The 21,797-nt window shown below is 60.5% G+C and carries 19 protein-coding genes and 1 tRNA gene; 14 read left to right on the forward strand and 6 right to left on the reverse strand.

Annotated elements, in window-relative coordinates; translation table 11 throughout:
- Window positions 1-222: 222 nt before the first annotated feature.
- Complete coding sequence (locus tag J7I12_RS06785) at window positions 223-1,704, forward strand: aldehyde dehydrogenase family protein (protein WP_118229627.1); 1,482 nt, start codon at window positions 223-225, stop codon at window positions 1,702-1,704.
- Window positions 1,705-1,853: 149 nt separating this feature from the next.
- Here J7I12_RS06785 and J7I12_RS06790 read toward each other — a convergent pair whose 3' ends face one another.
- The 4 genes from J7I12_RS06790 to J7I12_RS06805 all read right to left on the reverse strand — a co-directional run bounded on the left by J7I12_RS06790 (window position 1,854) and on the right by J7I12_RS06805 (window position 9,140).
- On the reverse strand, window positions 1,854-2,471 hold the full coding sequence (locus tag J7I12_RS06790) for a nitroreductase family protein (protein WP_130957759.1): 618 nt from the start codon (window positions 2,469-2,471) through the stop codon (window positions 1,854-1,856).
- A gap of 64 nt (window positions 2,472-2,535) precedes the next feature.
- Window positions 2,536-5,277, reverse strand: a complete 2,742-nt coding sequence (mgtA, locus tag J7I12_RS06795) for a magnesium-translocating P-type ATPase (protein ID WP_130957760.1) — start codon at window positions 5,275-5,277, stop codon at window positions 2,536-2,538.
- Between the two features lie 510 nt (window positions 5,278-5,787).
- Window positions 5,788-8,364 (reverse strand): preprotein translocase subunit SecA, encoded by a 2,577-nt coding sequence (gene secA / locus J7I12_RS06800; RefSeq protein ID WP_118229630.1) that lies wholly within the window; start codon window positions 8,362-8,364, stop codon window positions 5,788-5,790.
- Window positions 8,365-8,522: 158 nt separating this feature from the next.
- Window positions 8,523-9,140, reverse strand: coding sequence for a hypothetical protein (locus J7I12_RS06805; RefSeq protein ID WP_118229631.1), 618 nt, complete (start codon window positions 9,138-9,140; stop codon window positions 8,523-8,525).
- Between the two features lie 393 nt (window positions 9,141-9,533).
- On the opposite strand from J7I12_RS06805, the gene J7I12_RS06810 reads away from it, so the two are divergent.
- The 13 genes from J7I12_RS06810 to J7I12_RS06870 all read left to right on the forward strand — a co-directional run bounded on the left by J7I12_RS06810 (window position 9,534) and on the right by J7I12_RS06870 (window position 19,920).
- Window positions 9,534-9,953, forward strand: coding sequence for a F0F1 ATP synthase subunit B (locus tag J7I12_RS06810; protein WP_302548644.1), 420 nt, complete (start codon window positions 9,534-9,536; stop codon window positions 9,951-9,953).
- A 70-nt stretch (window positions 9,954-10,023) separates the two neighbouring features.
- Window positions 10,024-10,605 (forward strand): F0F1 ATP synthase subunit B, encoded by a 582-nt coding sequence (locus tag J7I12_RS06815; RefSeq protein WP_118229633.1) that lies wholly within the window; start codon window positions 10,024-10,026, stop codon window positions 10,603-10,605.
- Window positions 10,602-11,153 (forward strand): ATP synthase F1 subunit delta, encoded by a 552-nt coding sequence (atpH, locus tag J7I12_RS06820; protein ID WP_118229634.1) that lies wholly within the window; start codon window positions 10,602-10,604, stop codon window positions 11,151-11,153. Before J7I12_RS06815 ends, atpH begins: the two co-directional genes overlap by 4 nt.
- 3 nt (window positions 11,154-11,156) lie before the next feature.
- On the forward strand, window positions 11,157-12,665 hold the full coding sequence (gene atpA / locus J7I12_RS06825) for a F0F1 ATP synthase subunit alpha (protein WP_118229635.1): 1,509 nt from the start codon (window positions 11,157-11,159) through the stop codon (window positions 12,663-12,665).
- 25 nt (window positions 12,666-12,690) lie between these two features.
- A complete protein-coding gene (locus tag J7I12_RS06830; RefSeq protein WP_498793439.1) occupies window positions 12,691-13,575 on the forward strand; it encodes a F0F1 ATP synthase subunit gamma in 885 nt (294 codons plus the stop codon).
- A 10-nt stretch (window positions 13,576-13,585) separates the two neighbouring features.
- On the forward strand, window positions 13,586-15,007 hold the full coding sequence (gene atpD / locus J7I12_RS06835; protein ID WP_118229637.1) for a F0F1 ATP synthase subunit beta: 1,422 nt from the start codon (window positions 13,586-13,588) through the stop codon (window positions 15,005-15,007).
- Between the two features lie 75 nt (window positions 15,008-15,082).
- Window positions 15,083-15,484, forward strand: a complete 402-nt coding sequence (locus J7I12_RS06840) for a F0F1 ATP synthase subunit epsilon (RefSeq protein ID WP_288908442.1) — start codon at window positions 15,083-15,085, stop codon at window positions 15,482-15,484.
- Between the two features lie 227 nt (window positions 15,485-15,711).
- Window positions 15,712-16,122, forward strand: a complete 411-nt coding sequence (locus tag J7I12_RS06845) for a transposase (RefSeq protein WP_165450863.1) — start codon at window positions 15,712-15,714, stop codon at window positions 16,120-16,122.
- A 65-nt stretch (window positions 16,123-16,187) separates the two neighbouring features.
- Window positions 16,188-16,766, forward strand: a complete 579-nt coding sequence (locus tag J7I12_RS06850) for a hypothetical protein (RefSeq protein ID WP_498794161.1) — start codon at window positions 16,188-16,190, stop codon at window positions 16,764-16,766.
- 519 nt (window positions 16,767-17,285) lie between these two features.
- Complete coding sequence (locus J7I12_RS06855; protein WP_302413260.1) at window positions 17,286-17,579, forward strand: CopG family ribbon-helix-helix protein; 294 nt, start codon at window positions 17,286-17,288, stop codon at window positions 17,577-17,579.
- Complete coding sequence (locus tag J7I12_RS06860; protein WP_118229641.1) at window positions 17,567-17,875, forward strand: type II toxin-antitoxin system RelE/ParE family toxin; 309 nt, start codon at window positions 17,567-17,569, stop codon at window positions 17,873-17,875. The genes J7I12_RS06855 and J7I12_RS06860 overlap by 13 nt, the downstream gene beginning before the upstream one ends.
- A gap of 592 nt (window positions 17,876-18,467) precedes the next feature.
- Window positions 18,468-18,779: a helix-turn-helix domain-containing protein gene (locus J7I12_RS06865; protein WP_303193337.1), complete on the forward strand. Its 312-nt coding sequence runs from the start codon at window positions 18,468-18,470 to the stop codon at window positions 18,777-18,779.
- Window positions 18,769-19,920: a type II toxin-antitoxin system HipA family toxin gene (locus tag J7I12_RS06870; protein ID WP_303193338.1), complete on the forward strand. Its 1,152-nt coding sequence runs from the start codon at window positions 18,769-18,771 to the stop codon at window positions 19,918-19,920. The genes J7I12_RS06865 and J7I12_RS06870 overlap by 11 nt, the downstream gene beginning before the upstream one ends.
- A 441-nt stretch (window positions 19,921-20,361) precedes the next feature.
- Here the strand turns inward: J7I12_RS06870 and J7I12_RS06875 are convergent.
- Together J7I12_RS06875 and proB are read right to left on the reverse strand one after the other, a co-directional pair.
- A tRNA-Ser gene (locus tag J7I12_RS06875) sits at window positions 20,362-20,455 on the reverse strand.
- Between the two features lie 89 nt (window positions 20,456-20,544).
- Window positions 20,545-21,759 (reverse strand): glutamate 5-kinase, encoded by a 1,215-nt coding sequence (gene proB / locus J7I12_RS06880; protein ID WP_118229642.1) that lies wholly within the window; start codon window positions 21,757-21,759, stop codon window positions 20,545-20,547.
- Window positions 21,760-21,797: the final 38 nt, after the last annotated feature.

Below are 21,797 nucleotides of genomic sequence, written 5' to 3' on the forward strand. Positions count from 1 at the left end.
CAGTTTTTGCTTATTTTGCGTTTAGTACAAAACGTGAGTATAGCAGTATTGTCACTATTTTTACAAATATAGTGATAATTACAGTGATATTTTTTTCACAACCGTGTTCTTTTTCAGGACACTGTAGTTGTTGTTAAAATATTTACCTGCCGACACACGACACATGAAATACGTTAGTGTCGTTTACATCTTATATACATCATTATAATAGAGGAGTAAAAGATGCAGAAACCTGAGTTGCTCTCCCAGTACGGCCTCTACATTAACGGCGAATGGCGACCCGCCTCGGACGGCGGCACCTTTGAAACCTTCTGTCCGGCCAACGGTGAACGCCTGGCCGTCTGCGCCGAAGCCACCAGGGAAGACGTGGACAGCGCCGTCAAGGCCGCCACAGTCGCCTGGCAAAGCTGGAAAAAGGTCAACCCCATCGAGCGCGCCGACCTGCTGCTGCGCATAGCCGACGTCATTGACGCCCACAAGGAACATCTGGCCATGGTGGAAACCATGGACAACGGCAAGCCCATCCGCGAAACCCTTAACGTGGACATTCCCATGGCGGCGGATCACTTCCGCTACTTCGCCGGAGCAGTGCGCACGGAAGAAGGCAGCGCCAGCCTGCTGGACGGCAACACCCTTTCGCTGGTGCTGCGCGAACCCATCGGCGTGGTGGGCCAGATAGTGCCATGGAACTTCCCCTTCCTTATGGCCGCCTGGAAGCTGGCCCCGGTGCTGGCCTCAGGCTGCTGCACCGTTTTCAAACCCTCCAACCACACCTCCCTCTCCGTGCTGGAGCTGGCCCGCCTGCTGGGCGACATCCTGCCCAAGGGCGTGTTCAACGTGGTGACCGGGCGCGGTTCGCGCTCCGGCCAGTACATGCTGGAGCATCCCGGCTTCCGCAAGCTGGCCTTCACCGGCTCCACAGACGTGGGCCGTAACGTGGGCCTGGCCGCGGCCAAGCGCATTATCCCCTCCACCCTGGAGCTGGGCGGCAAGTCGGCCAACATCTTCTTCCCTGACTGCCAGTGGGACATGGCTATGGACGGCCTGCAGCTGGGCATTCTGTTCAACCAGGGTCAGGTCTGCTGCGCCGGGTCGCGCGTATTTGTGCATGAGGATATATACGACAAATTCGTGGCCGAGGCTGTGGAACGCTTCAACCGCGTAAACGTAGGCCTGCCCTGGGAACCGGACACGCAGATGGGCGCACAGATCTACGAATCCCATCTTAAGGCCATTCTCATGTGTGTGGAACAGGGCAAAGCCGAAGGCGCCGCCCTGCTCTGCGGCGGCGAGCGCCTCACCGACGGCCCCCTGGCCAAAGGCTGCTTTATGCGGCCCACCCTGCTCGGCAATGTCACCAATAAAATGCACGTGGCACAGAACGAAATTTTTGGTCCCGTGGCCGTGCTCATCAAATTCAAGAGTGAAGAAGAAGTCATTGCCATGGCCAACGACAGCGTCTACGGCCTGGGCGGCGCGGTCTGGACCCGCGACATCAACCGCGCCCTGCGCGTCTGCCGCGGCATTGAAACGGGCCGCATGTGGGTTAATACCTACAACAGCATCCCGGCTGGCGCGCCCTTTGGCGGCTACAAGGAATCGGGCCTCGGCCGCGAAACCCACAAGGTTATCCTGGAGCACTACACCCAGCAGAAAAACATTATGATCAATATGGCGGAAATGCCCACCGGCCTCTATCCGTAGGCCGCCCGGCGGGCCTGCCGCCCCAAATGGTGCGGGCGGACGCTTGCCGACCGCGTCCGCCCGCTCCCTCCGGACGGGCCCGCCTGCCAGCGCGGGCCGTCCCCTTCCCAAGCCCTTGCGTTCCCCACGCAAGGGCTTTTTTTACGACCCTACCGCGTCACGCCCACGGTCTGGACTATGAGCACGCGCCAGCCTTCGGGCAGGGGCAGTTGCCCCTCCAGGGCGCGCAGGCCGGAGGCGTGCACATAGCTGCCCAGCCCGGCCGAAGCGCAGTAAAGCCCGGCGTTCTGGTAGAGCGACCCCACATGCATGCCCGACCACGGGCTGGAGGCCGGCGCAGCGTAAAGCAGGGTCAGCGAACCGCCGCCCATGGCCGCGCGCCGGTCGCCCTCCAGCACCCGGACCAGAGCGTGGTCGGGCTCGTAGCGCCACACGCCGTCCGGCAGGGCTGCAAACACCAGCACCTCCTGCCGGTTCATGGCCGAGGGGGCCGTGCGGCGGCCGTCCGCCCGGTTGACGCCCCAAGTAGCCCAGAGCAGATCGCCCAACTGTTGGGGCGTCAAGGGTTCGCCGCTGAAGCCGCTCTTGGTGGAATGGCGCTGAGCCAGGGCCTGCATGAGCGGCAGGCCGCCGCTTTTGTCCGGCGCGGGCAATTCCAGACGCGGCGCAGCACCGGAGGAAGCGGCCTGGGCCGACACTGACGGCAGTACGGCCAGGGCTGCCAGAGACAACAGCAAGGAAAGGGTCTGACGCAGATGACGGATCATAACAATACTGCCTCCTTGAAGGATAAGGATGGTCGGCGGGAGCGCCGAAAAAAACGTACGCGGCTCACAGCCAGGCCTGATGCCGCCGCACAAAGCGGAGCTTCACCACACTGACCAGGCCAAGATAGCCTGTCAGCACGGCCAGCAGCCAGGGGAAAAATCCGACAGGCAGCGCGCCCATTTCCAGCCAGCGCCCCAAAGGGGCAAAAGGAATGGCCGTACCCACGGCCACGCCCAGAAAGGTCAGCATAGTCACCTGCCAGGCGGCGCGGCTCTGCAGCAGAGGAACCCGCGGCGTACGCAGCATGTGCAGCACCAGGGTCTGGGTCCAGATGGATTCCACAAACCAGCCCGCCTGAAACAGGGCCACAAAGGCCGCGCGCCCGGCCGGGTCCAGTCCGGCCCAGCCTCCCGCCGCCAGGGCTGCCGGGCAGATCACAAAAAACAGCAGCGCATAGGTAAGCAGGTCAAACAGAGAACTGACCGGTCCGAACCAGAGCATGAACCGCTGGATGCCTCCACTGTTCCAGACGCTGGGCCGCGCCAGCATGTCCGCGTCTACGTTATCCCAGGGCATGGCCGTGCAGGAGAGGTCGTACAGCAGGTTGAGAATCAGGATCTGCAGCGGCGTCATGGGCAAAAAGGGCAACAACAGGCTGGCCGTGAGTACAGAAAGCATGTTGCCGAAATTGGAACTTACGGTAATTTTTATGTATTTCAATATGTTGGAGTAGGTGCGGCGGCCCTCCATCACCCCGGCTTCCAGCACAGTGAGGTCTTTCTCCAGCAGGATAACGCCCGCCGATTCCCGCGCCACGTCCACGGCCGTATCCACGGAAACGGCCACGTCGGCGTTTTTCATGGCCGGCGCATCGTTGATGCCGTCCCCCATGAAGCCCACTACATGGCCGTTGCTCCGCAGGCTGGTAACGATACGGGCCTTCTGCAGCGGATTCAGCTTGGCAAAAACGTCGGCCCGCTCCACCGCCCGCCCCAGGGCGGCGGCGTCCATGCCCTCCAGGTCCGCGCCCAGCAGCACCCGCCGGCCGCGCAACCCCACCTGACGGCAAACGCTGCGGGTGACGGCGTCGTTGTCGCCCGTAAGCACCTTGACGCGCACGCCGTGCCCTTCCAGCGCGGCCACGGCTCTGGCGGCCGATTCTTTGGGCGGGTCCAGGAAGGCCAGAAAGCCCAGCAGCGTCATATCCCGCTCATCGTCCACGACATAGGCGCGGGGCGCGGCGTCCACGGCCCGGACGGCCACGGCCACCACGCGCAGGCCGTCAGCGTTGTAGCGGTGCACATGCGCCGTAATGTCCTGGCGCAGCTCCGGGGTCAGGGGCACATCCACGCCATTGTCCCGCGCTGCCGTGCAGATGCCCAACATCTCTTCCAGCGCGCCCTTGGTGATGATCTGCCTCTTGCCGTCCCCGCCCTCCACCACCACGCTCATGCGTCGACGGCTGAAATCAAAGGGCATTTCATCCACCAGCCGGTACCCTTGCCGCAGATCCTGCATGCGTTTTTCATCGGCGTGGCTGACCACGGCCGCATCCAGCAGATTTTTGAGGCCCGTCTGCAGCCAGCTGTTCAAAAAAGCGTGGCGCAGTACATCGTCGTCGTCCTTGCCGTGGATATCACGGGAATATTCCAGAATAATCCTGTCCTGGGTCAGCGTGCCGGTCTTGTCCGTACAGAGCACGTCCATGGCTCCCAGGTTCTGGATGGCGTTGAGCCGACGGACAATGACCCTCTTGCGAGCCATAAACACGGCCCCGCGCACCAGATTGGCCGAAACCACCGTGGGCAGCATCTCCGGCGTCAGCCCTACGGCCACGGAAAGGGCGAATATGGCGGCCTCCACCCAATCCCCTTTGGTCAGGCCATTAATAAAAAAGACCACCGGGGCCATGCAGGCCATGAGCCGCAGCAGCAGCCAGGAAACGGCGTTAACCCCTTTGTCAAAGCTGGTGGGCGCGGCCGTGACGGAAAGCTGCCGCGCCAAAGAGCCGAACAGCGTGGCCCCGCCCACGGCCAGCACCACCCCGTGCGCCGCGCCGCTCAGCACGTTGCTGCCAAAAAAAACAAGATTGTTGCAGTCCAGGGGGCTTTGGCGCGCGGCCTCAGCAGGCAAAGCGCGGGCAAACTTTTCCACCGGCGCGCTTTCGCCCGTCAGCGAGGACTGGCTCACAAAAAGATCCTTGGCCCGGATCACACGCATGTCCGCCGGGATCATGTCGCCCGCGGCCAGCCGCACCACATCGCCCACTACCAGGTCAGTTATGGGCAGCTCCCGCTCCCGGCCGTCGCGCAGCACGGCGATGGTGGTCTTGACCATGCCCTCCAGCCGGGCCAGGGCGTTGCCCGATCGCGCCTCCTGCACAAAATGCAACGTGCCGCTCACCAGCACCATGCCCGCCACGATGAGCACGGCAGTAAGGTCTTTGTCCCCGGCGGCGGCCAGAAGATAGTCCGTGATAAAGGACACGCAGGCCAGCACCAGCAGAACCACGCTGAAGGGATTAACAAAGGAACGGCACAAGCGCCGGGCCAGGCTGTCCCGGTTTTTCACGGCCAGGACATTGGCCCCGTAGCGCTGGCGCAGGGCGGAAACCTGTGCCGCGCCAAGGCCTGCAGCAGCCGAACCCAGACGTTGCAGCACCGCATCCGGCGCGGCGGTTGCGGCGGCGGCAAGCCGCGCCGCAGCCTCACCGGCCTGACGGGACGGGGCGGCGGGAACAGAGCGACGGCCCACACGCGGCAGGCCGCAAAGACGGGCCAGAACTGAGGGGAGACGCAGGAGCATGGGGGCCTCCGTGCTGACGACACAGGCCAGTGGGGGGATAGTGGGAATACGGACGGGCAGAAGGAAAACGGACGACGGTACGGAAAAACGTCCTCAGCGAGTGTGGGAAAGGGATGAAACGCCGCGACGGCCGCGCGGTGCAAGGGCCGTGCGGCCGCCCTTGCGCGGGGGTTCTTCATCCCCACAAAGGCTGGCCGCAGAGGCGTCCCGCTGCTGGGCCGGACTGAAGCCAGCGAGAGAAAACCTGTATCCACAACAGGCCGTCGTGGCCGGAGCCCAAGCTCGGATGCCACGCCCGCTGCCCGCGGGGCAGGGACGGCATGTAGCGACATGCCGCAACGGACGCTTCACAACGTGCCGTGGGGCAGCCGCACCGCGCTCCCGCATCGCCGCACCGCGGCTACAGCCCACTCCTGCCGACCGAAGATGTCCTGGCAGCATAGCCGCCTGTTTCTCCGTACCCACAGTCCCGGCAGGACGGCTGCGGGCCGACGCACGGCGGAAAAACCACTATTTGCCCCGGCCGCAGCATTTTTTGTATTTTTTGCCGCTGCCGCAGGGGCAAAGATCATTGCGGCCCACTCGCGGCGCGGCCTTGGCGGGCTTGTGCGCGGCCTCGGCCTCTTCGCCGCCGCCGGAATAGGAAAGGCCTGAGTCTTCCTTGTGCCGGTACTGCCGGGCCAGAGGCGTGCCTTCCGGTTCGGATGCTTCCACCGCATTGGCCGCAGCCGCCGCATTCTGGGCGGCCGCTTCCTCCAGCCGCACGTGCACGCGGGTCAGGGTGCGGAACACGCTCTCACGGATCTGGAAGAGCATGGCCTGAAACATCTCAAAGCCCTCGCGCTTGTACTCCAGCTTGGGGTCGCGCTGACCGTAGCCGCGCAGACCGATGCCGTCGCGCAGGGCGTCCATGTTGCGCAGGTGCTCCTTCCAGCAACGGTCCAGCTCCTCCAGCAGGAAGAAGCGCAAAATATCCTGATAACCGGTCCCGGCCTCTTCCCGCAGGCGGTCGAACTGGCTGCGGACCAGCGCGTCGCATTCCTCGCGTTCAGGCAGGCGGGCCCCTTCGGGCAGAGCGCGTTCCAGGTTGAAGACGTCGCGCAGGCGGCCCAGAGCGGCTTCGCGCAGGTCCGTGTCGTCGGGGGCGGCGTGGTCCAGGGAGGAGTAGACGTCGTCCAGCACGTCGCCCATGAATTCGTCCAGCACAGGGGTGAGGTCCGCCTCCACCATGAGTTCACGACGCAGGGTGTAGATGACCTCGCGCTGCTGATTCATGACGTTGTCGTAATCCAGCAGCGTCTTGCGGATTTCAAAGTGGTGGGCCTCCACCCGCTTCTGCGCGCCTTCCACCGCACGGGTGACCATGGCGTTCTCAATGGCTTCGCCGTCCTTGAGGCCCAGCTTTTCCATAAGGCCCTTGATGCGGTCGGAACCGAACAGACGCATGAGGTCGTCTTCCAGCGAAAGGTAGAAGCGCGAGGAACCGGGGTCGCCCTGACGGCCGGAACGCCCGCGCAGCTGGTTATCAATGCGGCGGCTCTCGTGCCGCTCCGTGCCCAGAATGTGCAGGCCGCCCAGATCCACCACGCCCTCGCCCAGCACGATATCCGTGCCGCGGCCGGCCATGTTGGTGGCAATGGTCACCTTGCCCTTCTGCCCGGCCTGGGCCACGATTTCCGCTTCCTTCTCGTGCTGTTTGGCGTTGAGCACACTGTGCGGGATGCCCAGTTTGGTCAGGCGCTGCGAGAGCATTTCAGACGTTTCAATGGAAATGGTGCCCACCAGCACGGGCTGTTCGCGCTGGTGCAGTTCCACAATGGCGTCCACAATGGCGTCAAATTTTTCCTGTCGGCTGCGGTAGATAAGGTCCGGGTAGTCCTTGCGGATCATGGGCCGGTTGGGCGGGATGGAAACCACCTCCAGATTGTAGATCTGGTGGAATTCCACGGCCTCGGTGTCGGCCGTGCCGGTCATGCCCGAAAGTTTGTCATACAGGCGGAAGTAGTTCTGGAAGGTGATGGAGGCCAGCGTCTGATTTTCAGCGGCCACGGTAACGTGTTCCTTGGCCTCCAGCGCCTGGTGCAGGCCATCGGAATAGCGGCGTCCGGCCATAAGGCGGCCCGTGAACTCGTCCACAATGACCACCTGGTCGTTCTGCACAATATAGTCCACGTCACGCTTGAAAACCAGATGCGCCTTGAGGGACTGCATAACGTGGTGCTGGGCCGTGATGTTGGCCGGATCAAAAAGGTTGTCCACGTTGAGCAGTTCTTCGCAACGGGCCACGCCCGCGTCTGTAAGCATGGCCGTGCGGGCTTTTTCGTCAATGGTATAGTGCTCCGGCGTCAGCCGGCAGACCACGGCGTCCACCGTGCGGTACATGTCCACGGATTCGTCCGCCGCGCCGGAAATGATCAGCGGCGTGCGGGCTTCGTCAATAAGAATAGAGTCCACTTCGTCCACAATGGCGAAGTTGTGCCCGCGCTGCACCAACTGACTGGCGTAGAACTTCATGTTGTCGCGCAAATAATCGAAGCCGAACTCATTGTTGGTGCCGTAAGTGATGTCGGCGTTATAGGCGGCCTTGCGCTCCTCATCGTCCATATCATGAATGATCACGCCCGTACTGAGCCCCAGAAAGCCGTAGAGCTGCCCCATCCACTGGGCGTCGCGCCGGGCCAGGTAATCGTTGACCGTCACCACGTGTACGCCTTTGCCCGTAAGGGCATTGAGCACCACGGGCAAGGTGGCCACCAGGGTCTTGCCTTCGCCGGTCTTCATCTCGGCAATTTTGCCCTTGTGCAGCACCATGCCGCCCACCAGCTGCACGTCATAGTGCCGCATGCCCAGCACGCGGCGCGCAGCCTCGCGCACCAAGGCAAAAACTTCGGGCAGCAGGGCGTCCAGGCTCTGGCCCTGCTCCTGTACCGCTGTTTTGTATTGGACGATGCGGGCGGGCAGATCCGCGTCCTCCAGGGCGCGCATCTGCTCTTCCAAAGCGTTGATGCGCTGCACCTGAGGCCGCAGCCGACGCAGATATCTTTCGTTTTTGCTGCCGAATATCTTTTTGAAAAGAAAGCCGAACATGGGGTCTCCTCGAGATGGCGGGATGCGCAACGCCCCCGGCCAAAACCGGCGCGACGTCGCCCTGCCGCCCTGAAACCCGGCGGCAGCCCCCTTAAGTAAGACATCCTGGCCGCCTTGGCAATGCGCCCCCCACAGCTGCGGCCGCCCCGCCGTCCGATTTATTCGTCGGCCGGGGTCACCCGCTTTTCAAAAACCGCGCCGTTCCACTGATAACCCACGCTGTTGGCTACCGGCACATGCGCCATGCCCGTGCTGGTCCAGAACAGGGGCAGGGCCTTGAGCCCGCCCAGCCCCAGGCAAAGCATTACCGTGGCCCGCACGTCGGGCGGCAGCTTCTGCCCTTTGGCCAAAAACTCGCTCACGTCCGGCTCCGGCGGCGTGTCCGCCGGTACCGCCCGACCAGAGGCGTCCACCCGCCACAGTTCCAGCGTGCACACCGGGCCGCCCAGAGTGCCTACGGCCGCCTCCACGGCGCCGTCATCCAGATGCCGGAACAGCCGCAACGCCACAGCCGCATCCCTGAACGGCAGCGAGGCGAAAACCAGCACATCCTCAGTCTCGCCGGCGATTTCCCAAAATTCCGCATGGCCTTCCGCCAGCAAGCGCTGCTTTTCGGCAGCGCTCAAGCCCTCGGGCGTATTCTCAAAAATGCTGGCCGGCAGCAGGGCAAACACGCTGCGGGCCGTAATCCCGCCCCCCTCGCCCGCCCGCGCCGGATTCTGGGCCAGGCCCAGCAGCAGGACCCCCAGCAGGGCGAGTATCCGTAATTGCAACATATAAACTCCTTCCCAGCGCGACTGCGCGCGCATTGCGGATTCAGCTCGTTAAAAAAATTATACCGCCTTTTGCTGCCCTTGTCCATGTGCCCGCCGGGATGCGGCCGCACCTTTTGATACCGGCCCCTTAGCCCGCCCCAACCTCTGCGGGCAGGATAAAAACAGCAGAAAAACGACAATAATAACGGTTTGTGAAAAAGTGTGACAGACCGCTGCCCCGGAAAGGCGCTCGTAAAAGCGGGCGGTTGGAGCCCTTTTTTAGGGGCTGCAATTTTTTTTGGGGAGTTTGCGAAATTTGTCACCAATACCCTTTGACAGAACAGGGGCGAGCGGATATGTTGCAAGGGCTTACACTTTTTTCCTTCAATCCGCATCGTTTGAGGAGGACGCGGCATGCTGGACCTGAACGTTACACTGGTGTTTCAGCTGGCGAACTTTTTTATCGCTGTGTATGTGCTTAATCTCCTCCTTATCCGGCCGATCCGCGCCATTATCAAAAAACGCAACGGCATCCTGGAAGGTATGGAAGAAGAAGCCGGCTCCTTTGAGTATCAGGCTTCCGAGCGTCTTACCAACTATGAGGCCGAGCTGACCCGCGCCCGTCAGGACGCCGGGCTGCAGCGCGAGGAAGGCCGGGCGGCCGGCGTGACGGAGCAGCAGCAGATCGTGGGCGAAGCGCAAAAGGGCGCCCGCGACATTCTGACTGAAACGCGCGCCGCGCTGGAGGCTCAGGCCGCCGCAACCCTTGCGGAGCTGCGCGGGAAGGTGGACGGTCTTTCGGCGCGTCTGGCCGACAGGCTGCTCAAGGGCTAGGGGTGGTATGCCGGAGCGCAGGGAGCGTTTTGCCGGCGCATGGCTAACTGTTTGACCGAGGGGGTGGGCTTTGAGCAAATGGAAACACGCGGGGTTTATCCTGCCGCTTTTCTGCGTCGCTGCGGCGCTGGTGCTGCTGCCCCAGGCAGCCTGCGCCAGTGAAGGCCACGCGGCGCCGCGCTGGAGCGACTTCGGCTGGCGTGTGCTCAACTTCGTGATCTTTGCGGGTATCCTCTGGTACTTTGTGGGCGGGTTGGCCAAGCGCTATTTCAAAAACCGCCGGCAGGGCATCAAGGATTCTCTGGACGGTCTTGAGCAGCGCCGTGCGCAGGCCAAGACCCAACTGGCCGAGGTGGAAACGCGCATCGCCAACCTCAATGCGGAGCGGGAGGCCATTCTGGCCGAAAGCCGCACCCAGGCCGAAGCCCTGAAGCAGGGCATTGTGGAAGAGGCGCGGCGTCAGGCGGCCCAGATTGTGGAACAGGCGCGCCTTACCGCCGAAAACGAGGGCCGTGCCGTGTTCGCCCAGGTGCGCTCCGCCATCGCCGACGAGATCGTGGACGCCACGGCCAAAGCCCTGAGCGCACGCCTCACGGCGGAAGAACACGACAAGCTGATCGCCAACTCGCTTAACAAGGTGGTGCTCCATTGATCGACACTGTGGTTGCACGCAGATACGCCAACGCCATCTTCGCCCTGGGCAGGGAGGAAGGGGATCAAGCCCTGAGCGCGCACGGCGCGTGTCTTGCCTCTCTGGGCGAGATGCTTGCCGCCGCCCCGGACTTGGGCCAGACCCTCAAAAGCCCGGTCATCGGCGTAGAAGAAAAAAAGGCGGTGCTTGGCAAACTGCTGGACAAGCTCAAGGCCGACCAGACCATGCGCAATTTCTGCTTCCTGTTGGCGGACAAGGAACGGCTCGCCTTCCTTGACGAAATTGCGGCCTGGTACGGCAAAATGCTGGACGAGGCCAAGGGTATCCTCCGCGGACAGTGCATTACCGCGGTGAAACTTTCCAACGACAAAAAAGCCAACCTCAAGGACGCGCTGCAGAAAAAGGCTGGCGCGGACATTGAACTGACCTTTGCCGTGGATAAAGACATACTGGGGGGAATGGTGCTCAAGCTGGGGGATCGGGTGCTGGACGCAAGTCTGCGCGCGCAGTTGGGAATCCTTCGGGAGACATTCAAGAGGGGTGAATAGCACATGCAGATCAAAGCGGAAGAGATAAGCAAGATCATTGAGGATCAAATCAAAAACTACGAGCAGCGCGTAGAAATGAGCGAAACCGGCACCGTGCTCTACGTCGGTGACGGCATCGCCCGCGTGTACGGCGTACAGAACGCCATGTCCATGGAGTTGCTGGAGTTCCCCGGCGGCGTCATGGGCATGGTGCTCAACCTGGAAGCCGACAACGTGGGTGTGGCGCTGCTCGGACCGGACGTGGGCATCAAAGAAGGCGACCCGGTCAAACGTACGGGCAAGATTTTCTCCGTGCCCGTAGGCGACAAGGTCATGGGCCGCGTCCTCAACCCGTTGGGCGAACCCATCGACGGCCTCGGCCCCGTTGAGGCCGAACATGTCCGCCCGGTGGAAATCAAGGCCCCCGGCATCATCGCCCGTAAGAGCGTGCACGAACCCATGCCCACGGGCCTCAAGGCCATCGACGCCATGACGCCCATCGGCCGCGGTCAGCGCGAGCTGATCATCGGCGACCGCCAGACGGGCAAAACGGCCGTGTGTATCGACGCCATTCTGGCCCAGAAAGAGACGGACATTCACTGCTTCTACGTGGCCATCGGCCAAAAGAAGTCTTCCGTCGCCCTGGTGGCCGACACCCTGCGCCGCTACGGCGCCATGGAGTACACCACCATCATCTCGGCCACGGCCTCCGACCCCGCGCCTTTGCAGTACATTGCGGCCTACACCGGTTGCACCATGGCCGAGCACTACCGCAATAACGGCAAACACGCCCTGATCATTTACGACGACCTTTCCAAGCAGGCTGTGGCCTACCGCCAGATGTCCCTGCTGCTCCGTCGTCCTCCGGGACGTGAAGCCTTCCCCGGCGACGTCTTCTACCTGCACTCGCGCCTTCTGGAACGCGCGGCCAAGGTGAGCGACAAACTGGGCGCGGGTTCCATGACGGCTCTGCCCATCATCGAAACTCAGGCGGGCGACGTTTCGGCGTATATCCCCACCAACGTGATTTCCATCACCGACGGTCAGGTGTACCTGGAACCCAACCTGTTCAACGCCGGCGTGCGCCCGGCCATCAACGTGGGCCTTTCCGTGTCCCGCGTGGGCGGCGCAGCCCAGATCAAGGCCATGAAGCAGGTGGCCGGCACCATGCGTCTGGACCTGGCCCAGTACCGCGAACTGGCGGCCTTCGCTCAGTTTGGTTCGGACCTGGACAAGGGCACCAAGGCCAAGCTCGAGCGCGGCGCACGTCTGGTGGAGCTGCTCAAGCAGCCCCAGTACCAGCCCATGCCCGCCCATGAGCAGGTGGCCTCCATCTATGCCGCCACGCGCGGCTATATGGACGACGTGCCGGTGGAATCCGTGCGTAAGTTTGAAGCCGACATGCTCACCTTCCTGCGCGACACCAGGAAGGACGTGCTGGACGCCATCAAGGACAAAAAGGTCATTGACGAGGCAGTGGAGAAAGCGCTGACCGAAGCCATCACAGCCTTCAAACAGGGCTGGACGGCCTAGGGCCCCCTAACAACGGGAGAAAAGCATGGCTTCACTCAAAGACGTCAAAATGAAGATCGTGGGGGTCGGCAAGACCAAGCAGATAACCAAGGCCATGAACATGGTGGCCTCGGCTAGGCTGCGCGGCGCCCAGGCCCGCATTGAGCGCTTCAGGCCGTACGCGGAGAAATACCGCGACGTGCTGGCCGAACTGGCCCGCAAGGTGGAGGGCAACGCCCACCCCCTGTTGGCCGAGCATGAGGAAAAGAAGCACTGCGCCATTGTGCTGGTGACCTCCGACCGCGGCCTGTGCGGGAGCTTCAACGGCAATATCATTGCCATGGCTCTCAGACTGGCCAAGGAAAAAGCCGCAGAAGGCATGGAGGTGAGCTTCGTGTGCGTGGGCCGCAAGGGCCGCGACGCGGCCCGCACCGCCGGGCATGCCATCACCACGGCCCATGGCGACCGCATGGGCAGCATCGACTTTGCGCTGGCAAGTTCCGTAGCTCAGGAAGTCATCCACGGCTACGAAACCCTGGCCCTTGACGAGGTGTGGCTGGTACACGGCGAGTTTATGTCCATGGGGCATCAACCGCCGAAGAGCCTGCGCCTGCTGCCCCTGCAGACCCCGCAGGCCGCTGAGGACGAGGAGCAGGCCGGTGAAGCCCGCTGCGAATATGTGTACGAACCGCAGGAAGAGCAGTTGTTGGCGGAGCTTTTGCCCCGCTATGTGAAGGTGCAGGTTTACCGTGGCCTGCTGGACACGTCGGCCAGCGAGCACGCCGCCCGCATGGCCGCCATGGACAACGCCACGCGCAACTGCAACGAACTGATCAACTCCCTTACCCTGCTCTACAACAAGACGCGGCAGGCTTCCATCACCAGCGAACTCATCGACATCGTCGGCGGCGCTGAAGCGCTGAATGGTTAAGGAGCCAGACATGAGCAAAAATATCGGTAAAATCGTTCAGGTTATCGGCGCCGTCGTGGACGTGGAGTTCAGCGACGGGAACCTGCCGAATATCTTCACCGCCCTGGAGATACAAAACCCGAACAACAGCGACGCCCCCGACCTCATCTGTGAGGTGGCGCAGCACCTGGGCGACAACGTGGTCCGCACCATTGCCATGGACGCCACCGAAGGTCTGGTGCGCGGCATGGACGTGGTGGACACGGGCAAGCCCATCATGGTGCCCGTGGGCAAGGCCTCTGTGGGGCGCATCCTCAACGTCATCGGCCGTCCGGTGGACGAGCTGGGCCCCATTAATGCTGAAAAATACTACCCCATCCACCGGGCCGCGCCGGCCTTCACCGACCAGAACACCAAGGTAGAGCTGCTCGAAACGGGCATCAAGGTGGTGGATCTGCTGGTGCCCTTCCCCAAGGGCGGCAAGATGGGTCTCTTCGGTGGCGCAGGCGTGGGCAAGACCGTTATCCTTATGGAGATGATCAACAACATCGCCAAGCAGCACGGCGGTTCGTCGGTGTTTGCCGGTGTGGGCGAGCGTACCCGTGAGGGCAACGACCTGTACAACGAGCTGCAGGAAGCCGGCGTGCTGGAACGCGCCACCCTGGTCTACGGGCAGATGAACGAGCCTCCGGGAGCCCGCGCCCGTGTGGCCCTGACCGCCCTGGCCTGCGCGGAATACTTCCGCGATGAGGAACACCAGGACGTGCTCCTGTTCATTGACAACATCTTCCGCTTCACCCAGGCCGGTTCGGAAGTGTCCGCTCTGCTGGGCCGCATGCCTTCGGCCGTGGGCTATCAGCCGACCCTGGGCACGGACCTTGGTTCTCTGCAGGAGCGCATCACCTCCACCAATGAAGGGTCCATCACCTCGGTGCAGGCCGTGTACGTGCCCGCCGACGACCTGACTGACCCGGCCCCGGCCACCACGTTTTCGCACCTGGACGGCACCCTTGTGCTCTCGCGCCAGATTGCGGAACTGGGCATCTACCCAGCGGTGGACCCGCTGGACTCCACCTCGCGCATCCTCGCCCCCGACGTCGTGGGCGAAGAGCACTACAGCGTGGCTCGGCGCGTGCAGATGGTGCTGCAGAAGTATAAAGAACTGCAGGATATCATCGCCATCCTGGGTATGGACGAGCTTTCTGATGAAGACAAGCTCACCGTGTCCCGCGCCCGGCGCATCCAGCGCTTCCTCTCCCAGCCCTTCCATGTGGCCGAAACCTTTACGGGTACGCCCGGCCAGTATGTAAAGCTGGAAGACACCATCAAGGGCTTCAAGGGCATTCTGGACGGCGACTACGACCACCTGGCTGAAGGCGACTTCTACATGCTGGGCAGTATTGACCAGGCAGTGGCCAAGTACGAAAAGCGCAAGCAGGAAGAAAGCAACTAACCGTTCTGTCCCGCCGCCGGTCCGGTGCCGCAAGGCTCCGGACCGGGCAGGACCGGCGGCAGCGAAGGAGTGCGTATGGGTACGCTGCAACTGGAAGTGGTAACGCCGGACAAAACCGTAGTGAGCTGCCCGGTAGAGATGGCTGTGTGCCCCGGCGTGCAGGGCGAATTCGGCGTGTTGCCCAAGCACGTCTCTCTGCTTTCGGCCCTGAAAATCGGGGGCCTGCGCTACAAGAGCGAAGGCAAGGAGGAGCATGTCTTTATTTCCGGCGGCTTTGCCGACGTAAACAACGACGTGCTCACCGTGCTAGCCGAATCCGCAGAACTGGCCGCGAATATTGATGCAGCCAGGGCTATGGCCGCCAAAGAACGAGCTGAAAAACGCCTGAGCAGCCATGACGAGGCTGTGGACACGGTGCGGGCCGAAGCGGCCCTGCAACGGGCCGTTACCCGTCTGCATCTGGCGCAGGTGCGGTAATATTTTGGCGGACGTTGGCTGAAAGTGCGATTCATGCCGCACTGACGGACGCGGACGCATCAGGACTGCGCAAAAGCCACCGATACCGGTGGCTTTTGCATTTTTGTATGGTCTTGTCCTCTCAGCGGGTGGAGGCCAAGATTCGGATAACGTGAGGTAGTTCCCAGAGGTACTCCCCAAAATTCGGACAGATGTGTAAGCTACACCTGAACGCAAGGAGAGTGCGAATGAACAAGCGTAAAAATCACGCCCCAGCCTTTAAGGCGAAGGTGGCCTTGGCAGCTCTTTCCGGTGAAAGGACCATCACGGAATTGAGTTCTGAGTCCGGCGTCCACCAGACGCAAATCCATCGGTGGGTCAAGCAACTCAAAGAATCGGCCCCGGGCATATTTGCTGGTGAAATCAAGACAGAAGAAGCCAAAAAAGAAAGAGAGCTGCACGAGTTGTATGCCAAAATTGGCCAACTCACCGTGGAGCGAGATTTTTTAGCACAAGCCTGGGGGAAGCGGGGAGCGTCTCCCGCAGGCAAGGCATGGTTCAGCATGACCATGCCACGCTCAGCATCGTCCGGCAGTGCGGTTTACTCTGTATTTCCCGCTCCGGCCTGTAGTATACGCCCAAGGGCGAACATGGCATAAACCATGTGCTGATGCGGGAGATCGATCAGGCCTTTACAGAGTGGTCTTTTCTCGGCGTACGCCAGATGCGGAACTATTTGCGATTGATGGGATACAGTACGGGCATAAAGCGGATCCGCCGCCTTATGCGCCTGATGGGGCTGATGCCGATTTATCGGAAACCAAGAACCAGTATTCCCAACACGGAGCACATCCGCTATCCGTATTTACTGCGCGACTTTGTCATTACACGGCCCAATCAGGTCTGGTGCGCTGATATCACTTACATCCCCATGCACAAGGGCTTTCTGTACCTGGTGGCCGTTATGAGGACTGGCACAGCAAAAAAGTGTTGTCCTGGAGACTTTCCAACACCATGGACGCTGATTTCTGCGTCGCGGCCCTGGAAGAAGCCTTGGCGAAAAACGGTAACCCCGCTATCTTCAACACTGATTAGGGCAGTCAGCTCACCAGTTTCGCGTTTACCAACGTTTTGCGGGAGAACGGAATCCGTATTATCTCCACGGATGGCCGGGACCACCTCTCCAGCGCAAAGGTCAGGCAAATCTACGGGGCCAGGGGCGGAAAGGGGAGTGACACCACTGCACTCTATGCAGCCTTTTGCAAATAATTGCAGGCTGATTGCACACATTCTTGCCAGATGATTAGGCATAATTTACCTAATTTTTTGACCTTTTTTAAAAAAACGTGAACGACTGAATCGTGTTGTGTCGTAAGCCCTGCGGACAGTATCACGAATGAAATCACGAATTGTCCCTAGGCACACCCAAAATCAGGGCATAAAAAAAGAGCTGGCTACGTTTGTAACAAGCTCAAATTATTTACTAATGGCGGAGAAGGTGGGATTCTAAATATAGATATAATACTTTGAAATAATTATTGAAAATATTTTTTATTTTCAAAATGTCATTTTTTATACCCCAAAGTATGCACAAAACTTTTGCGTGTGTGGATTCGAATCCCGCTACACAAGGATTTGCGGGTTTTTAAGTCGTCCAGAAAAATTTATTTCTGCCTAGTGAAGACCATTATGTCATGAGGCCTAAAAAGAGCATAAGCCTCTGCTTGGTAAAGATAAATACCTTTTTTATCGTCGTGCTGTGGACTCTCGGTATTGACGGGTAGTTCAAAGTAGTTAATAGTTCTACTCAGAGGTACAAGCCATGCAACAAAATATAGCAACAACGCCCGCTTCTGTAAAACTTCCCAATCCCCTGCGCGAGCGCATTAAAAGCCTTGCTGACGCCCGGAACCAATCCGCGCACGCCATTATGCTGCAAGCCATAGAGAACTATGTCGAGCGGGAAGAAAAACGGGAAGCTTTGCGCCAGGAAGCCAAGGCCGCACATGAGCATTATATGCAAACCGGCCTGCATCTGACAAACGCTGAAGCCGTCGAATGGATGGATAAGATCATTCAGGGCGAAAAGGTGCCCATGCCCAAATGTCATATCTAGTTCATTGGACGGACAATGCCACTGCCGGGTTGGAGAAGGCTTACCTGTTCCTGGCGGACAAAAGCGAAGAAGCCGCCATCGGCGCAATCAAGGCCATTCGGGAAAAAGTGCTGCTTCTTGAGCAGTTTCCCAATGCTGGCCGTCCTGCCGATGACATGGAACCGGAATACCGGGAGTTACTCATCCCCTTTGGCGGTGCCGGATACGTACTGGTCTACGAAGTGCTGGGCAACTCGGTCTACATTCTGGCGCTAAAACATCAGAAAGAAGCCGGATATTACGAAGCCGGCAGCTGAAGAGATGCCATGAGCCGCAGTGTTCGAAAAAAGCCCATAATGGGCATTACCATCTGCCCTAGCGAGCGCGACGACAAGCAAATCTGGCACCGCCGCTGGCGTGCTCATCAGCGAACAGCCATGGCCTCCACTCCGCTGGATGATGAAGATGACAACCTGCCTGAGTCTGTGACCTTACCCCATTGCGTATACCACTTGTAAGTTAGTAGTTCCCAATGGGGTGCAGGTTATATTCTTTTCGCGAAATTCTTCCGGTGTTAGCCAGCCCAAGGAACTATGTGGTCGACACGAATACGTTCAACGTATTCGTTAAACATAAAAGCGCCCGATTTGGCTTGGTGTCAATATTAGCTAGACGAGGAAAGACGGTGTTTACGCCTTCCTCGCCGTTTTCCAGGCACTGCTCCATACGCGCCCGGTGCTGGTTCAAACCCTCAACAGGTTATTCCTTTTCTTGGTGAGCTTCGGCCCCGATCTCGCTCGGCGGGGCTGGTGTTGACGGTAGAGCGCGAGTTCGCCCTCCCCCCCATCAACTAATTGCTATCATCTCATATTTTAGCTATTATACTAAAAAATAAAGTTAAGAGCTATTATGTTAGATGATATTCTAAAAACTCCGCAGGAAGTCCGGCTCGACATCGCTGCCAAGGCGCAGGCCAAACGTCTTGCTCTCAATATGAGCCAGAAAGATTTGGCGGCCCGTAGCGGCGTTTCCCTTGGCTCTGTGAAGCGCTTTGAAACAACGGGGGAAATCTCGCTCGCGTCCCTGCTGGCTATCGCCCTGATTCTTAACGATCTTGAAGCCTTTTCCGGCTTGTTCAACCCGCCGCGCACAGAAAACCTGTTCAAGCCGCAATCCCCAGCACTCCGCAAGCGGGCAGGGAGAAAACGCCATGAATCTTGACGTGCATCTACATGCATACGGCGTACGGCGCCATGTGGGAAAGCTCGCCGCGCACAGCAACGCCATTCTGTTCCAGTACACGCCAGAATTTCTTGATTCGGGCATCAACATTTCGCCGTTCAGGCTTCCGCTCAGCCCAGAGGTCAGGGAAGACCCCAAGCGCACCTTTGACGGCCTGTTCGGCGTGTTCAACGACAGTCTGCCCGATGGCTGGGGGCTGCTTTTGCTGGACAGGACATTACGAAAAAAAGGCTCATCGCTCCATGCCTGCCTGCCCTTGCAGCGCCTTGCCATGGTGGGTGCCCACGGCATGGGCGCGCTGGAGTACACCCCGGCGGCGGAACAGGCGGAAGAAGCCGTTTCTGTGGCGGAACTGGATGCTCTGGCAGAGGATTCGCTACGGATTCTGCGCGATGCGCCTGTGGATGCGGGGCAACTGGACAAACTTATTCAACTCAACGGCTCGTCCGCAGGGGCCAGACCCAAAATTCTGGTGAACGTTGCCGATGACTACCGCATTGTGCCGCAGGGGGCGGGGGAACCCCAAGGAACCCCCTGGATCATCAAATTTCGCTCCGCGCACGAACCGCCAAACACCGGGCTGACAGAGTACGCATATTCCCTGGCGGCCAGAGAAGCCGGGCTGGATATGCCGGAAACGCACCTGTTTCCTTCGGCAACCTCGCCGGGATATTTCGGCGTCCAACGCTTTGACAGGGTGCATGGTCAAAAGGTGCATGTGCACACCGCCTGCGGCCTGCTGCACGCATCGCACCGCGACCCCTCGCTCACCTATGAAAGCCTGCTGCGCCTGACGCTGCTGCTCACCAAAGACATACGCGAAGTGCTCAAAATGGTGCGGCTCATGGTGTTCAACGTGCGCTCCGGCAACAGGGACGACCATTCCAAAAACTTTTCCTTTCTGCTGAACAAGGAAAACCAGTGGCGCATGGCCCCGGTTTATGACCTTACGCCGTCAGAGGGCATTAACGGGGAGCAGACCTGCATGGTCAACAACAAGGGCAAGGATATAACCGAAAAGGATTTTTTGGCGGCCGCCGCAACTGTGGATGTAGACGCTTCGACTGTGCGCGAAATTATGCAGCAGGTGGACGCGGCTTTGGCCGAGATGAAAAAGTAAGGTGATCAAATGTGCAGGAAGGATGACCTTACCCCCTTGCCCGCTGCCGCGCCGATCCGCCGCGCCCCCCAGAAAAAAAGCACTCCTCCGCCCCAAACCTTCGGCGTTTTTCTGACGATTCTGTGCAATCCCAGAGCCTACGCAAAGGGCAAACAAATCTACGGGGCCAGGGGCGAAAAAGAGAAAGGTACAACTGCACACTATGCAGCCTTTTGCAAATGATTGCAGGTTGATTGCACACGTTCTTGCCAGATGATTAGGCATAATTTACCTAACTTCTTGACCTTTTTTAAAAAAGCGTGAACGCCTGAATCGTAGTGTTTTGCAAGGGCCTGCGGACAGTATCACGCATGAAATCACGCATGAAGCCTAGGCACGCCCAAAATCAGGGCATAAAAAAAGAGCTGGTCACATTTGTAACCAGCTCAAATTATTTACCAATGGCGGAGAGGGTGGGATTCGAACCCACGTAGGAGCTGTTAACCCCTAACTCGATTTCGAGTCGAGCGCGTTACGGCCGCTTCGCTACCTCTCCGCAGGCTTGGCATACGCACAAGCCGGAGACGCTAGATACCTTATACGGCGTGAAAAAGCAATGGCGTGGACTTGGGGGCGTCGCCCGGTTCAGACCGCATCCAGCAGAAAGTTGTCACGGTGGATAACCTCCGGGTAATGGGCGTCGCCCAGAATAGCGGCCACCTCGTGACGTTTGAGGCCCATAATTTTTTTGAGCTCTGCAGCGCTGTAATTGCTCAGGCCCACGCCCAGGCTGCGTCCCTGGTGTAGCACGCGCACCAATGCCCCTTGCTGAAATGCGCCTTCTACCCCATGCACGCCGCCGGGCAGCAAGCTGCCGCCCTGCTGGCGCAGGGCCTTGGCCGCGCCCGCGTCCACCTGCACGCTGCCGGCGGGGTCGGACTGGTAGGCCAGCCAGAATTTGCGTCGGGGGATGGGCTGTTGCCCAGCCTGTACCCAAGTGCCGCCATCCAGCGGCCCGTAGCCCGCAGGCGTTGTGCAGACTCCGGCGGCCGCCAGGGCGCGGAGAATGACCTGGGGCTCGCGGCCGGGCAAAATATAGGTGGGCACGCCGATCTGTGCGGCGCGGCGCGCGCCCAGCAGTTTGGAATACATGCCGCCCGTGCCTACAGAAGTTTTGCCGCCGCAGAGCTGGGCCAGGTCCAGGGCGGCCACATCGTCAATGTGATCCAGCACAGGGGCCTGCGGGTTGTGCTCCGGATTGGCGGCCAGTACACCCGGCGAAGAAGTAAGGTTGATGCAGAGGTCCGCGCCAGTCAGATTGGCCAGCAGGCTGGACAGACAGTCGTTATCGCCGAATTTGAGTTCACTCACGGAAACCGTGTCGTTCTCATTGACTACGGGCAGCACGCCCCAGTGCAACAGTTCCGCAAAGGTGTTGCTGGCGTTGAGAAAGCGCTGTCGAGCGCGCAGATCGTCGCGGGTGAGCAGCACTTGCGCCGTAGGCACACCGTGGGCGTAAAAGGCCTTGTCCCAGGCGCGCACCAGTTGCCCCTGCCCCACAGCGGCGGCGGCCTGACGGGCGGCCAGGCCCGCGGTATCCACATGCTGCCCATGGGCGGCCAAGGCCGCGCGCCCCGCTGCCACCGCGCCGGAGGAAACCAGCACCACGCGCCGAGGTTCGGCCAACCCAGGCACGGACAAGGCCCGCAAAGCCGCCAGCTGCGCGGCCAAATCCGTAAGCACGGCGACGTTAAGCCCGTGAGCGTCAGCCAGTACGGCGCTGCCCACCTTGACCACTACAACCCGGGCCTGGGCCAGAGTGCGGGCGCGTTCTTCCCGCCAATCGGCAATCCGCGTCATAAAGCTGTCCTTTGCGGGTCTGGACCGCCTTGGGAGGC

It is taken from the genome of Desulfovibrio diazotrophicus, assembly GCF_902498985.2.
In the GTDB taxonomy this organism is placed as follows: Bacteria; Desulfobacterota; Desulfovibrionia; order Desulfovibrionales; family Desulfovibrionaceae; genus Desulfovibrio; species Desulfovibrio legallii.

Bases quoted from the DNA above. Each gene is read 5' to 3' on its own strand.
- J7I12_RS06840 (WP_288908442.1), top strand. From the start codon at position 15,083: ATGGGTACGCTGCAACTGGAAGTGGTAACGCCGGACAAAACCGTAGTG.
- J7I12_RS06855 (WP_302413260.1), top strand. From the start codon at position 17,286: ATGCAACAAAATATAGCAACAACGCCCGCTTCTGTAAAACTTCCCAAT.
- mgtA (WP_130957760.1), bottom strand. From the start codon at position 5,277: ATGCTCCTGCGTCTCCCCTCAGTTCTGGCCCGTCTTTGCGGCCTGCCG.
- J7I12_RS06790 (WP_130957759.1), bottom strand. From the start codon at position 2,471: ATGATCCGTCATCTGCGTCAGACCCTTTCCTTGCTGTTGTCTCTGGCA.
- J7I12_RS06830 (WP_498793439.1), top strand. From the start codon at position 12,691: ATGGCTTCACTCAAAGACGTCAAAATGAAGATCGTGGGGGTCGGCAAG.
- atpD (WP_118229637.1), top strand. From the start codon at position 13,586: ATGAGCAAAAATATCGGTAAAATCGTTCAGGTTATCGGCGCCGTCGTG.
- J7I12_RS06870 (WP_303193338.1), top strand. From the start codon at position 18,769: ATGAATCTTGACGTGCATCTACATGCATACGGCGTACGGCGCCATGTG.
- secA (WP_118229630.1), bottom strand. From the start codon at position 8,364: ATGTTCGGCTTTCTTTTCAAAAAGATATTCGGCAGCAAAAACGAAAGA.
- J7I12_RS06860 (WP_118229641.1), top strand. From the start codon at position 17,567: ATGTCATATCTAGTTCATTGGACGGACAATGCCACTGCCGGGTTGGAG.
- atpA (WP_118229635.1), top strand. From the start codon at position 11,157: ATGCAGATCAAAGCGGAAGAGATAAGCAAGATCATTGAGGATCAAATC.
- J7I12_RS06865 (WP_303193337.1), top strand. From the start codon at position 18,468: ATGTTAGATGATATTCTAAAAACTCCGCAGGAAGTCCGGCTCGACATC.
- proB (WP_118229642.1), bottom strand. From the start codon at position 21,759: ATGACGCGGATTGCCGATTGGCGGGAAGAACGCGCCCGCACTCTGGCC.
- J7I12_RS06845 (WP_165450863.1), top strand. From the start codon at position 15,712: ATGAACAAGCGTAAAAATCACGCCCCAGCCTTTAAGGCGAAGGTGGCC.
- J7I12_RS06850 (WP_498794161.1), top strand. From the start codon at position 16,188: ATGCGGAACTATTTGCGATTGATGGGATACAGTACGGGCATAAAGCGG.
- J7I12_RS06785 (WP_118229627.1), top strand. From the start codon at position 223: ATGCAGAAACCTGAGTTGCTCTCCCAGTACGGCCTCTACATTAACGGC.
- J7I12_RS06810 (WP_302548644.1), top strand. From the start codon at position 9,534: ATGCTGGACCTGAACGTTACACTGGTGTTTCAGCTGGCGAACTTTTTT.
- J7I12_RS06805 (WP_118229631.1), bottom strand. From the start codon at position 9,140: ATGTTGCAATTACGGATACTCGCCCTGCTGGGGGTCCTGCTGCTGGGC.